At 61.9% G+C, this 12,734-nt stretch carries 12 protein-coding genes; 9 read left to right on the plus strand and 3 right to left on the minus strand.

Features of this window, described 5'->3' with window-relative positions:
- Positions 1-106: 106 nt before the first annotated feature.
- From rnr to DLM85_RS21975, 4 genes are all read left to right on the plus strand, one after another.
- Entirely contained in the window at positions 107-2,848 is a 2,742-nt protein-coding gene (rnr, locus tag DLM85_RS21960; RefSeq protein WP_243636086.1) for a ribonuclease R, read from the plus strand.
- A 543-nt stretch (positions 2,849-3,391) separates the two neighbouring features.
- Positions 3,392-4,369: a polyprenyl synthetase family protein gene (locus DLM85_RS21965; RefSeq protein ID WP_111480329.1), complete on the plus strand. Its 978-nt coding sequence runs from the start codon at positions 3,392-3,394 to the stop codon at positions 4,367-4,369.
- 38 nt (positions 4,370-4,407) lie between these two features.
- Positions 4,408-5,055, plus strand: coding sequence for a rhomboid family intramembrane serine protease (locus DLM85_RS21970; protein WP_111480330.1), 648 nt, complete (start codon positions 4,408-4,410; stop codon positions 5,053-5,055).
- 106 nt (positions 5,056-5,161) lie between these two features.
- Positions 5,162-5,443: a PLD nuclease N-terminal domain-containing protein gene (locus DLM85_RS21975; RefSeq protein ID WP_207891082.1), complete on the plus strand. Its 282-nt coding sequence runs from the start codon at positions 5,162-5,164 to the stop codon at positions 5,441-5,443.
- Positions 5,444-5,538: 95 nt separating this feature from the next.
- On the opposite strand, the gene DLM85_RS21980 is transcribed toward DLM85_RS21975, so the two are convergent.
- Complete coding sequence (locus DLM85_RS21980; RefSeq protein ID WP_111480332.1) at positions 5,539-6,168, minus strand: hypothetical protein; 630 nt, start codon at positions 6,166-6,168, stop codon at positions 5,539-5,541.
- Between the two features lie 120 nt (positions 6,169-6,288).
- Between DLM85_RS21980 and DLM85_RS21985 the strand changes: the two genes are divergently transcribed.
- Positions 6,289-7,146, plus strand: a complete 858-nt coding sequence (locus DLM85_RS21985) for a glycerophosphodiester phosphodiesterase family protein (protein ID WP_111480333.1) — start codon at positions 6,289-6,291, stop codon at positions 7,144-7,146.
- Positions 7,147-7,472: 326 nt separating this feature from the next.
- Positions 7,473-7,868 (plus strand): helix-turn-helix domain-containing protein, encoded by a 396-nt coding sequence (locus DLM85_RS21990; RefSeq protein ID WP_111480334.1) that lies wholly within the window; start codon positions 7,473-7,475, stop codon positions 7,866-7,868.
- A gap of 403 nt (positions 7,869-8,271) precedes the next feature.
- Here the strand turns inward: DLM85_RS21990 and DLM85_RS21995 are convergent, their stop codons facing one another.
- Both DLM85_RS21995 and recF read right to left on the minus strand, forming a co-directional pair.
- Entirely contained in the window at positions 8,272-8,544 is a 273-nt protein-coding gene (locus tag DLM85_RS21995) for a DciA family protein (RefSeq protein WP_243636087.1), read from the minus strand.
- A gap of 116 nt (positions 8,545-8,660) precedes the next feature.
- On the minus strand, positions 8,661-9,770 hold the full coding sequence (recF, locus tag DLM85_RS22000; RefSeq protein ID WP_111480336.1) for a DNA replication/repair protein RecF: 1,110 nt from the start codon (positions 9,768-9,770) through the stop codon (positions 8,661-8,663).
- 306 nt (positions 9,771-10,076) lie between these two features.
- Between recF and pdhA the strand changes: the two genes are divergently transcribed.
- The 3 genes from pdhA (at position 10,077) to ribH (ending at position 12,566) form a co-directional block, all read left to right on the plus strand.
- Entirely contained in the window at positions 10,077-11,039 is a 963-nt protein-coding gene (gene pdhA, locus DLM85_RS22005; protein WP_111480345.1) for a pyruvate dehydrogenase (acetyl-transferring) E1 component subunit alpha, read from the plus strand.
- Between the two features lie 60 nt (positions 11,040-11,099).
- Positions 11,100-11,873, plus strand: a complete 774-nt coding sequence (locus DLM85_RS22010) for a tetratricopeptide repeat protein (protein ID WP_111480337.1) — start codon at positions 11,100-11,102, stop codon at positions 11,871-11,873.
- Positions 11,874-12,089: 216 nt separating this feature from the next.
- Entirely contained in the window at positions 12,090-12,566 is a 477-nt protein-coding gene (gene ribH, locus DLM85_RS22015) for a 6,7-dimethyl-8-ribityllumazine synthase (RefSeq protein ID WP_111480338.1), read from the plus strand.
- Positions 12,567-12,734: the final 168 nt, after the last annotated feature.

Raw genomic sequence — 12,734 nt, forward strand, 5'->3', positions numbered from 1 at the left:
CCCGCAGGCCCGCCCATTTCGGAGCGCCGATTCGCCTGCGTTTTTCCCGCTAACTCGCCGCCCGTCAGAGATACCCAAAAGCAGCCCGGCGGCGACCCTTTTCACCATGAAGAGAAATAACGACTCGGACGCCCCGCGCCCTCAGCGCGACCCGGCCCGCCGCCGCGACCAGGCCGCTCAGCCGGCTACCATCAACAAGACCATGGTCTTCCGCATCTTCGCCGACAACCCCGGCAAGGTGTTCAACTACCGTCAGCTCGCCCGCCGCCTCGGCGTGGTCGATAAAGACCAGCGCGACGAACTGTTCGACACGCTCAAGTCCCTCCGGAAAAGCGGCCACATCGCCCTGCTCCAGAACGATGACTACCGCCTGGTGGAAATTCCCGGCCGAAGCTCGGCCGAGCAACGCCCCGACCACGACCAGCCCGCTGAGCCGGAACAGCCCGCTGCCAGACGCCCCGCGCGTCCCGAGCAGGAGCAACCGGCCGCCCAGGCTGAACCGGCCGCCGAGCGTGAGCGGACCCCGCGCCGCGGCAAGCCCGCCCCGCCCGTCACGCCCGAAGGCGGCTACCAGCCCCGCCGACAGCGCCCGATGGAGTCGCCCGGCGAAGGCCTAGAGGAAGGCCCCATCGTGCACCGCCGCCGCTCCGCCGGCTTCGACATGCCCGGTACCACCGACCGCAGCCACCGCCCGGGTTTCCGGGAGCGGCGCGAATCGGGCTACCAGGCTGGCCCCACCATCACCGGCACCGTGGACCTGGCTACGCCCAAGTTCGCCTTCATCGTGAGCGAGGAGCTGCCCGAGGACCTGCGCATCTTCACCGACCGCCTGGCCTTCGCCATGGACGGCGACACGGTGCGCGTGCGCCTCGGCCAGAACCGCGACGGGAAACCCACCGGCGACGTGGTCGAAATCATCGAGCGGGTGAAAGAGGAAGTCGTGGGGCGCCTGCAGGTACAGGGCGGCTTCGGCTTCGTGCACCCCGACTACAAGAAGCTCTACTTCGACGTGTTCGTGCCCGGCCACGCGCTCAACGGCGCCGTGGACGGCGACAAGGTAGTAGTGCGCGTAACCGAGTGGCCCACCGAGGCCGGCCGCCAGCCCGTGGGCGAGGTGGTGCGCAGCTTCGGCCAAGCCGGCGGCCACGAGGCCGAGATTAACGCCATCATGGCCGAGTACGGCCTGCCCTTCGAATTCCCGGAGGAAGTGGAAGCCGAGGCCAACGCTATTCCGGCCAGCATCAGCAAGGAGGAAATTGCCAAGCGCCGCGACTTCCGCCCCGTCACCACCTTCACCATCGACCCCGTCGACGCGAAGGACTTCGACGATGCCCTCTCGATCCGGCAGCTGGAAAACGGCCACTGGGAAATCGGTGTGCACATCGCCGACGTGAGCCACTACGTGGTGCCCGGCACCCGGCTGGAAAAGGAAGCCAAGCACCGCGCTACCTCGGTGTACTTGGTCGACCGCACCATCCCGATGCTGCCCGAGCGGCTGTCGAACGGGCTTTGCTCGCTGCGCCCCAACGAGGACAAGCTGACCTTCTCGGCCGTGTTTGAGCTCGACGAAAAGGGCAAGCTCTACGACAGCTGGTACGGCCGCACCGTCATTCACTCCGACCGCCGCTTCACCTACGAGGAGGCCCAGGAGCGCATCGAAACGGGCGAGGGCGACTACGCCGCCGACATCAATCTGCTCAACTCGATTGCCAAGAAGCTGCAGGCCGAGCGGTTCCGCAAAGGCGCCATCAGCTTCGAGGCGCCGGAGGTGAAGTTCAAGCTCGACGCGGACGGCAAGCCGGTGGGCGTGTTCATCAAGGAGCGCAAGGACGCGCACAAGCTCATCGAGGAGTTCATGCTGCTGGCCAACCGCAAGGTGGCCGAGTTCGTGTTCCGCCTGAAGCCCCGCAAGCCGCGCCTGACGATGGTGTACCGCACCCACGACGCGCCCGACCCCGACCGCCTGGAGAACTTCGCGCAGTTTGCCCGGCAGTTCGGCCACGCCATCAACTTCGGCGAAAACGCGAATGTGAGCAAGGAGCTGAACCAGCTGACGGCCGCCGTGGAAGGCAAGCCGGAGCAGTCGGTGATTCAGGCGCTGGCGGTGCGGGCCATGTCCAAGGCCATCTACACCACCGAGCCGCTGGGCCACTTCGGCCTGGCCTTCGACCACTACTCCCACTTCACTTCGCCCATCCGTCGCTACCCCGACATGATGGCCCACCGCCTGCTCGAAGACTACCTGCACGGGGCCAAGAGCGCCGACGCAGTGGAGCTGGAAGCCGACTGCAAGCACTCCTCGGAGCGCGAGAAGCGGGCCGCCCAGGCCGAGCGCGCCAGCATCAAGTACAAGCAGGTCGAGTTCATGGCCGAGCACGTGGGCGAGCAGTTCACCGGCGTGGTGTCGGGCTTCAACGAGCGTGGCATGTACGTGGAGATGGGCGAAACCAAGAGCGAAGGCATGGTGCGCGTTTCCGACATCGACGAGGACTACTTCGAGTACGACAAGGAGCGGATGCAGATGGTGGGCAAGCGCACCGGCCGCATCATCAAGTTCGGCGATACGGTGCAGGTGGTCATCAAAGCCGCCAACCTGCTCGACCGCACCATCGACCTGGACCTGGTGACGTCCACCACCGGCACCAATCAGCGCCGCGCCGGCCGCGCGAAATCCGACGGCTACGCCGCCCGCGACGAGCGGGGCAGCGGCGGGGGCCGGGGCCGCTCGGGCTCGGGTGGCGGTGGCCGCTCCGATGGCCGCGGGGGCGGTAAGTCGGGCGGTAGCGGCGGTAGTCGCCCGCGCAAGTCCGGCGGCGGCAAGAAGGGCCGCAGCCGCTTCCACGGCTAGCAGCGTGAAGTGGTCCTACGACTCCAAGTCATAGGACCCCTATCGTTGAACGAACCCCCAAACAGCCCCGCCGGCACTGCGCCGGCGGGGCTGTTTTTCGTTACGCCCCATTTCGTTTTCAAAATCTCGGAGCCCGGTTCCGATCATCCCAAGCCTGGACGCGGTTATTCGCAGGCCAGACGCAGGCGTCCGCATACTAGGTTCAATCGTTCGCAGGCCCGCCTCGGTGCTTCGCAGGCCGGTCGCAGCCAGTTGCAGGCCGGCTTCGGTCATGCGCATGTCGGTTTCAATCGTCCGTATGTCGGTCACGGCGGTTTGCATGCCTGCCCCGGTCGTCGCAAGCCACGCCCCGGTCTTGCGCAGGGTGGTTCCGGATTGGCGCCCGTGCGCTATCGTATGCCCTGCCGCGAATTGACGCCGAACAACCACAAGCCGCCCACCCACGCAACCGTCGCGCCGTATCCCCGTCGGCTACCGGCGCCACCGGCCCGGTGCCGCCTGCCCTCCGTACCTTGCAAGGCATCATTCGCCGCTCCAAAACCTGTGGACCTTTCCCGCTTTCTGAGCCCCATCACCGAGGCCCTGGCCGCCCGCCACTACGGCGACCAGCCGCTCGAACTCTACGAACCCATCCGCTACAGCATGAGCATGGGCGGCAAGCGTATCCGCCCCCTGCTCACCCTGCTCGGCGCCTACCTCTACTCCGACCACTGGCAGCAGCTGGCGCTGAACCCGGCCCTGGCCGTCGAGGTCTTCCACAACTTCACCCTGCTCCACGACGACATCATGGACCAGGCCCCGCTGCGCCGCGGCCAGCCCACCGTGCACGTCAAGTGGAACCCCAACGTGGCCATTCTCTCCGGCGACGTGATGCTGGTGCGCGCCTACGAGCTGCTCTTCGATATCGAGCCCGCCCTGCTGCGCGAGGCCCTGCAACGCTTCAGCCAGACGGCCGCCGAAGTCTGCGAAGGCCAGCAGCTCGACATGAACTTTGAGACGCGCCCCCAGGTCAGCATTGCCGAGTACCTCGACATGATCCGCCTGAAAACCGCCGTGCTCCTGGGCTTCGCGCTGGAGCTGGGCGCCCGCCTCGGCGGGGCCAGCGCCGAGGATGCCGACCACCTGCGCCGCTTCGGCGTCGACATCGGCCTGGCCTTCCAGCTGCGCGACGATTTGCTCGACGTCTACGGCGACGCGGCCACCTTTGGCAAGCGCGTCGGCGGCGACATCGTGTCGGACAAGAAGACCTACCTGCTCCTCACCGCCCTGGAACGCGCCAACGAGGCCCAGAGAGTCACGCTGGGCCACTGGCTGGGGCTGAACTCATCCGAAACCGCCGAGGCCAAGGTGCGGGCCGTAACGGCCATTTACGACCAGCTCCAGATCCGTCCCCGCACCGAAGCCCTCATCAACGACTACTTCCAGGACGCCCTGGCCCACCTCGACCTGGTGCAGGCGCCCGCCGAGCGCAAAGCCCTGCTGCGCGGCCTGGCCCTGCAGCTGATGGAGCGAGAAAGCTAGCGCCCCGTCGTTCCTTCCCACCTTTCCTTCTGCCCACGATGCCCTTTCCCATCGACTCCGTCATCCTTCTCATTGCCCTGACGGTCGGCCTCTCTTTCTACGGCTGGAACAATCATAGCGTGATGGAGCGCTGGATCTTCAGCCCCTACCGCGTGCGCCGCCACCACGAGTGGTACCGCTTCCTGAGCAGCGGCTTCCTCCACGCCGATTTCATGCACCTGTTCTTCAACATGTTTGCCTTCTACTCCTTCGGGCAGCTTGTGCAGAACCAGCTCATGGCCGAATCCGGTACCCTCACCGGCATTCTGCTCTTCCTGCTGCTCTACCTCGGCGGCATCGTCGTCTCCGATATTCCCACGTATCTGCGCCACCAGAAGGATGCCCGCTACGGCAGCCTGGGGGCCTCTGGGGGCGTGGCCGCCGTGGTCTTCGCCGCCATCCTGTTCTACCCCGTCGCCCCCGAAGGCGGCGGCATCATGATCTTCCCGATTCCCTTCCGCATCCAGCCCTTTGTCTTCGGCTTCCTTTACCTGGGCTATTCCTACTACCAGGGCCGCCGCTCCGGCGACAACATCAACCACGACGCCCACTTCTACGGCGCCCTCTACGGCGTGCTGCTCACGATGGTCCTGTACCCGACCGTTGTCCTCGGTTTCTGGCAGCAAATCAGTAATAAGTATCTATAAATCAGTTAGTTAATTCGATAAAAACGGCGAATGTATATCCATTGGCCGATGCTTGCGTAAGAAGACGCACAAACCCCTTCTCCTTACTCCAACCCAAGCACCACCAATGAACCGCGTAACCTCTCTCCGTGCGCCCTTCCGGCCCCTCGCCGCGCTGATGGCCTTCTTCGCCTCGCTCACGCTCACCAGCTGCAGCCGCCGCGACGACTACGGTTCCTACACCATCTGGGGCGCCCTGATCCTGATCCTGGATGTGGTAGCCATGATTGATGCCCTGCGCCAGCCCTGGTCGCTCGGCAAGAAGATTCTCTGGATTGCCATCATCTACTTCCTGCCCGTGCTGGGGCTGATTCTCTACTACCTGCTTTCGGGCCGCGGCAAGGCTTAAGCTAAGCCGCTCCGCTAAGTCAAAAGAGGCCCGCTGCACAATGCAGCGGGCCTCTTTTTTTTGGGTGATGTGGCGGGCGGAACGGTCCGGTCGGCTTACTTCTTGCCGCCCAGCAGGCGCTGCTTTTCCAGGCGTGCCACGTGGCCAAGCGTCTGGCCCAGGTTGGTGATTTCCGTAATCTGCCAGTAGTCGCCCCGGTCGCGCATCTTCACTTCCAGCACCATCGTCGTGTCGAACTTGGGCTGCGTAAACTCCAGCCCGACCAGCGCCTGCTCGCCCTGCTCGTTGACGTACTTCACGCCCTTGAAGCTGCTCTCCGGGCTGATGACCTTGCTGGCCAGCCCGGCCATCGACACCTTCACCAGGCGCTGCGGCTGGCTGCTGGCCGCGGCTTCCAACGAGCCCGTCTCCACGAAGTGCTGCATCTCCTTGCGGGCAGCCTTGGCCAGCTGCGGCTTGGCCAGCCCCAGCACGCCCTTGGCCACCAGGCCGCCGCCGGGCAGCATAAAGCCCAGCGCCTTGCCCTGGTCGGCCACCTGATCCACCAGGCTGCCCGTCACGCTTTCCACGTCCACGTACTTCTCGAAGCTGCTCACGTCGTGGTCGTGCAGGGCTTTCACCGCCTGGCCTAGGGCGAATTTGGGACCGGTCGTCACCTCGCGGTAATACAGATAGCCTCCGATCAGCAGCACGGCCAGTACCAGAAGCAGGAGTAAACGTTTCATGTAGGGGTCAGAAAAAGATGAGTTCAAGGCAAAGTGTCGCCAAAAATACCGCTTTGCGCTGCTCCTGCCAGTTTGTCCGCCGCTTTGCCTGCCGGCCCGATAATCTGCGTATGCTTCTCCATGCTACCAGCTCCTGAATCACTCCAAAGGCCGCTTATCTACGGCCACCGCGGCTGCCGCGGCCTGCGGCCCGAAAACACCTTGCCGGCCTTCCTGCACGCGCTCGAATGGGGCGTCGACGGGCTCGAACTCGACGTGATAGTCTCCGCCGACAACGAAGTGGTCGTGTCGCACGAGCCCTGGCTGAATGCCGCCTGCTGCACCGCCCCCGACGGCGCCCTGCTCACGCCCGAGGCGGGCCGCGCATTCAACCTGTTCCGGCTGCCCTACGCCACCATCCGCCGCTGCGACTGTGGCCGTCGGCGGCACCCGGGCTTTCCCGAGCAGCAGCCCGAGCCGGCCTATAAGCCGAAACTGGCGGAGGTGTTGGAGGCTGTGGCTGCCCGCTGCGCGACGCTGGGCCGGCCCGTCCCGCGCTTCTCTATCGAGCTGAAAAGTATCCCCGAGGCCGACGGACTTTACCAGCCCGCGCCACCGCAGTTCGTGGCGCTGGTTGAGCAGGTAATTGCCGACGCCCAGTGTCTGCTGCCGCTCCCGCTTCGCCTGCTGCTGATGTCCTTCGACCACCGCGTGGTGCAGGTAGCCCGGGCCGTATCGGCTCACCCGGTCTGCCTGCTGATCGAAGACACCTTACCCATTGCCGAGCACATCCGGCGGCTCGGCTTCGTGCCCGACGTGCTCGGCCCCGATTACCACTTGCTCGACGAGGAACTGCTGCGCTTTTGCAGGGAAGCCCGGCTGCCCATCGTGGCCTGGACGGTGAATGAGCCAGAAGCTATAAAGTATGTCGCACAGCTAGGCGTACACGGTATCACAACGGACTATCCTGACCGAGCCAGGACATTACTCAGCGCTTAACACCGACCTCAGCTTTGGGCCCGCTACTGCCTCCCAATAGCCTGCTCAGGCAAGCGTTTCGTACACCTATTAACCAAGGCTGCGTGTTACAAGCGGTTTAGCGGCGGTATTCCGCGCTGTTGTTAAGCACTGATACAGTTTTTTTGTTACAAGTAGGTGTAACGAGTATATAATAATGTACGTGTAAAGTGACAATTGTAACAATGATACACTGTATCACTTGTTGCTGTATCTGTCATGTGTAACAGTCAAGTGTTGTACTATAATTTTGCATCCTCTAACAAATTTGTCATCTTTACACTTTAGTTCCGTTACAGCCCCCGTTCATGACCCACCAAGGCGAAATCCTGCAGGAAGCCATCAAAAACAGTGGTATTTCCATTAGTCGCATCGTGCAGGAGCTGGGTATTACACGGCCGACGATTTACCGTAAATTCAAAGAGACAACGCTTGATTACAGCTTTGTTAAGCGCGTTGGTGAGGTGATACAACATGATTTTACAAATGATTTTGATACAGCTGTACAGTCTCAGCTGCCCTTTACAAGTCAAGGTGTAACACCAGTTAGTGTATCTGTAACACGTAACGCGCCTGCTAGAGAGAATGTGTTACAAGCTGTAGATCAGGACCCTATGAAGGCCCTGATGGCACTCCAGGCCAAGTACATTGCCCTATTGGAAGCCTATAATGAGCTCCTGTTAAAAGTGTATGGCCCTAAGTGAACAGTAATGTTTCACGTGGAACATTATGTGTCCGCTCGATACGGGTGAGCGTTAAGCAGAGCCTCAGCTACTATGGCCTACACGCTGAAAGGACCAATCAAATGCGAGGAGGGAGCGGTGGACAACAGCCCGCTTCGAAAGGCATAAGGACCGGTGGTTTTAGACCACGGAACAAGGCAGTACAGCGAGCAGCAAAACGTCCGTAAGTAGTTGCCCAAAGGCGGTGAAACCAGTGGGTGAAGATGTCCGCCGGTGGGCGGGAAGCCGGTAGCATACAGACCAGCTGTGCCCAGCCAGGGATGCATAAAAAAGCCTCTCGGTAGGAGAGGCTTGATCAGGCAAAGACAGAAGCAACGAGCAACTCGGGGCGAGCTAAACCCAAGTCGAGAAGTCACCCGGAGTTCTACAGAAACACCACCTCCTGAACGAGAGCTTCACCGACTTCGGCGTTGATGATTTCCGCAACGCGCGTCTTGGCCATGAACAACTCGTGTTTGAGCGGGGCCGAGGTAAGGCGCACGAAAAGCTTCCCGTTGCGGAAGTATACCTCCTGGGTTTTGAGCGCTACGGCCCGGCCCATGATTCGCTCCCAGGAAGACACCACGTAGACTTCGTTCATCTTGCCCTGCAGCCGGTAAGCCTTCAGCAACGCCTGAATGCCATCCTTGAGGGACACGACCTCCGCTTGGCGGGAAAACTCGTTTTTAGGGCGGGATTTCAAGGCAAAAAAGGCTATAATATCGCGAAAGGACAGAGGCTTCCGCGTGCTTCAAAGGTACGAAGCTTGTGAGCCTATAGGGGGTGAACGGTCCCGTTTTCTACCCGAAAGCGGGAGACCTGTTCGGATAGGCCCGCCAGCGCCTGATCGGTGCGGTCCAAGTGGGTATCGGTCAGGAACACTTGGCCGAAGGTGTGATTGGCCACCAGTTGCAGCAGGCGTTTGATCCGTCGCTCATCCAAACGGTCAAAAATGTCGTCGAGCAGGAGCAGGGGCTTGTGCTGCTTCTTGCTCGCCATGATTTCAAACTGGGCCAATTTCAAGGCAATTGCGTACGATTTTTGCTGGCCCTGCGAGCCAAAACCCTTGACCGGCGACCCGTCCATCAGAAATACGTAGTCATCCTTGTGGGGGCCCACGGAGGTGCGCTGCAACGCAATATCCTTGCGCTCCTGCTGTCGTAGTAACTGCGCAAAATCCTCGCCGGACAACTGGCTCTTGTAATCGAGAGTAACGGTTTCGCGGCCGTCGGCCAGGTCGAGGTAGTGTCGCTGAAAGACCGGGACAAACTCCTCCAGGAAACGCTGCCGGATAACCACCAGCTGACTGCCGGCCTCCACCAGTTGCTCGTCGAGCACCTGCAGGTAGTCGCGGTCGAAGCTATGGCGCTCGGCAAACTGCTTCAGTAGGGCATTACGTTGCTTGAGGACGAAGCTGTACTGGATGAGCAGTTCCAGGTAGGAGTGGTCGAGCTGGGAGATAAGGCTATCGAAATACTTCCGTCGTTCCTCACTGCCCTGTCGTATAAGGTCGGTATCGTAGGGGGAGATGAGTACCACCGGGTAGCGCCCGATGTGGTCGGAGAGCCGCTCGTAGGGCTGCTTGTTGTGGGTGACCAGCTTTTTCTGGCCCGCCCGCAGGCTGCACTGAATGGTATCGGGCGTAGTGGAAGAGGGGAGGTCGAAGCGGCCTTTCACCAGGAAAAAATCGGCGCCCTGCTTCATGCACTGGGCATCAGCAGCGGCAAAGGCGCTCTTGGTCATCGACAGGTAATGGATAGCATCGAGCAGGTTGGTCTTACCGCTGCCGTTCTCCCCGATAAAGCAGTTGATGTGAGGCGAAAGCGTGAGGGTGGCTTCGTCGTAATTCTTGAAAAAAAGCAGTTGTAGCGAGTCCAGCGTCATGCGTAGCAGAGGTTTCGGAGTTGCCATGCTTTTACGTACTTTCGCATTCCAAAACCCGAACTAGAAGAGCAACTAATGGCGGATACGAAGGTAAAGGCTGCCTCGAAGGCATCCAATTCGGCCAGCAAGGCGAAAACGAAGGCCCCGCAAACGGCCGAGGAGCAGCAAGTAGCTACCCCGCCCCAGGACGATGCCGCCCAGCCCGTGGCTGAGCAGGCGAAACAAGCCAAAACGGCTTCCTCGAACGGCAAGGCGGCCAAAAAGCAGCGCGCTGCTGCCGAGCCCGCCTTCGACAAGGAGACGTACATGAAGTGGTTCGAGAGCATGATGCTCATGCGCCGCTTCGAGGAAAAAGCCGGCCAGCTCTATGGTCAGCAAAAAATCAAAGGCTTCTGCCACCTCTACATCGGCCAGGAGGCTTGTGTAGCCGGTGCCGTATCGGCGCTGGAAAAGGGGGACAAGTTCATCACCGCCTACCGCGACCACGCCCACCCGCTGGCGCTGGGCACCTCGCCCAACGCGCTGATGGCCGAACTGTTTGCCAAGGAAACCGGCTGCTCGAAAGGCAAGGGCGGTTCCATGCACATGTTCGACAAGGAAGTCGGCTTCGTGGGCGGCCACGGCATCGTGGGCGGGCAGGTGCCGCTGGGCGCCGGTCTGGCCTTTGCCGAGAAGTACAACAAGACGGGTAAGCTCTGCATCTGCTACATGGGCGACGGCGCCGTGCGCCAGGGCGCCCTGCACGAAGCCTTCAACATGGCCATGCTGTGGAAGCTGCCGGTCATCTTCGTGGTAGAGAACAACGGCTACGCCATGGGCACCTCGGTGCAGCGTACCTCCAACGTGACGGACCTCTACACCATCGGTGAAGCCTACGACATGCCTTCGGAGCCGGTGGACGCCATGCAGGTAGAAGACGTGCACAACGCCGTGGCCCGCGCCGCTGAGCGTGCCCGCGCCGGTGAAGGTCCGAGCTTCCTCGAGTTCAAGACCTACCGCTACAAAGGCCACTCCATGTCGGACCCGGCCAAGTACCGCACCAAGGAAGAAGTGGAGGGCTACCGCCAGCGCGACTCCATCGAGAACGTACGCGCCGTGATTCTGGAGCGTCAGTACGCCACCGAAGACGAGCTGCAGGCCATTGATGACCGCATCAAAGCCGCAGTAGCCGAATCGGTGGAGTTTGCCGAGAAGTCGCCTTTCCCGCCCGCCGAAGAACTGTACCAGGACGTGTACGTGCAGGCGGATTACCCCTTCATCCGCGAGTAACCACCGATTACGCTAAGCCGGGCGGCCGGCGCAGTCCGACCGCCCTCCTTTTCCCTTCCCATGTCGAAGATTCCCTACACGCGCAATACGCCGCAGGCGCGCCAGAACGAGACGCCCCAGCAGCCCCAGGAGGGTCAGCCGGACCCCAATGCGCCCTACCAGCACCCGCTGCTGGAGGACCCCAACGCCCTGGCCAACCGGCTGGAAGACTCGGAGCTATTCGTGCGCCGCAACAAGAACATCGTGTTCGGGTTGCTGGCCGCAATCGTGCTGGTCGTGGTAGGGGGCTTCGGCTACTACACCTGGCGCCAGTCGCAGGACGACAAAGCCCAGGCCACGATGTTCCAGGCCGTGAACTACTGGGAGGCCGACTCCCTGCGCAAAGCCCTGAAGGGCGACGGGCAAGCGCCCGGCCTCGAAGCCGTAGCCAGCGAGTATGGTGGCACGAAGGCCGGCAACCTGGCCAACTTCTACGCCGGCGCCGCTTCGCTGAAGGACGGGAAGTTTCAGCAGGCCATCGATTACCTGGAGGACTTCAGCTCCGACGACCTGCTGCTGCAAGCCCGTGCCTACGCCCTCATCGGCGACGCCAACATGGAGCTGAAGAAGTACAAGGAGGCCGCCGACTACTACCAGAAGGCGGCCGATTACAAGGCCAACGAGTACTTCACGCCCGGCTACCTGATGAAGCTGGCCGTGGCCAAGGAAATGCAGAAGGACTACGCCGCCGCCGGTACCGCCTACGACAAAATCGTGAACGATTACCCGCTGTCGGCGGAAGCCAACGAGGCCAAAATCTACCAGGCCCGCGACAAAGCCATGACGGGCAAATAAGCCCACCGCAGAAACCCCGGCAGCGCCGCTTCCTGAACCAGGGGGCGGCGCTGCTGTTTTTGGCGCAATCCGCCGGTCAGGGTTCCGGGCTTCGGCCAGCCCAGGCCGGCTCAGGCGCGACGTTTCCGAGTACCGCCGCGCACCCGTAGCATAAGGCGCATCTGCCCGCAGAAGTGGATATTTGCGGCTTCATCCAGAACCCGACCCCAACGCCCCATGGCCACCTCCCTGAAAAACCTGAGCAGCTACACCTCCGACCAGTTTCCCGACATCAGCGAGAAGCGCTTCGGGCTGGTGGTGGCCGAATGGAACCGCACCATCACGGATACGCTGGCCCAGGGCGCCTACGATACGCTCGTGCAGCACGGCGCCAAGGCCGACAATATTTACCGCAACACCGTGCCCGGCAGCTTCGAGCTGGGCTTGGGGGCGCAGCTACTGGCCCAGCACGAGGAAATCGACGCGGTCATCTGCCTGGGCGTTATCATCAAGGGCGAAACCCGGCACGACGAGTTCATTGCCCACGCTGTGGCGCAGGGTATTATGCACGTGGGCCTGAAGTTCAACAAGCCGGTCATCTTCGGGGTGCTGACCACCGAGGACGAGGCGCAGGCCTGGGACCGGGCCGGCGGCAAGCACGGCAACAAAGGTGTGGAAGCGGCGGTGACGGCCATTCACATGCTCGGTTTCTGAACCTTAGATAAACCATAGTGGTTAGAGTGCCACCAAACCCGTAGAGCCTGTTATGGACTGGTAGCGTAATTTGGGGGATGGCTCAACGCAAAGGCTACCCCAGCGATGTATCAGATGCGGAATGGATGTTTGTCGCGCCGTATTTGGCCCTGGTACGCGAAGACGCAC

This window comes from Hymenobacter edaphi, from assembly GCF_003258365.1.
Taxonomy (GTDB): Bacteria; Bacteroidota; Bacteroidia; order Cytophagales; family Hymenobacteraceae; genus Solirubrum; species Solirubrum edaphi.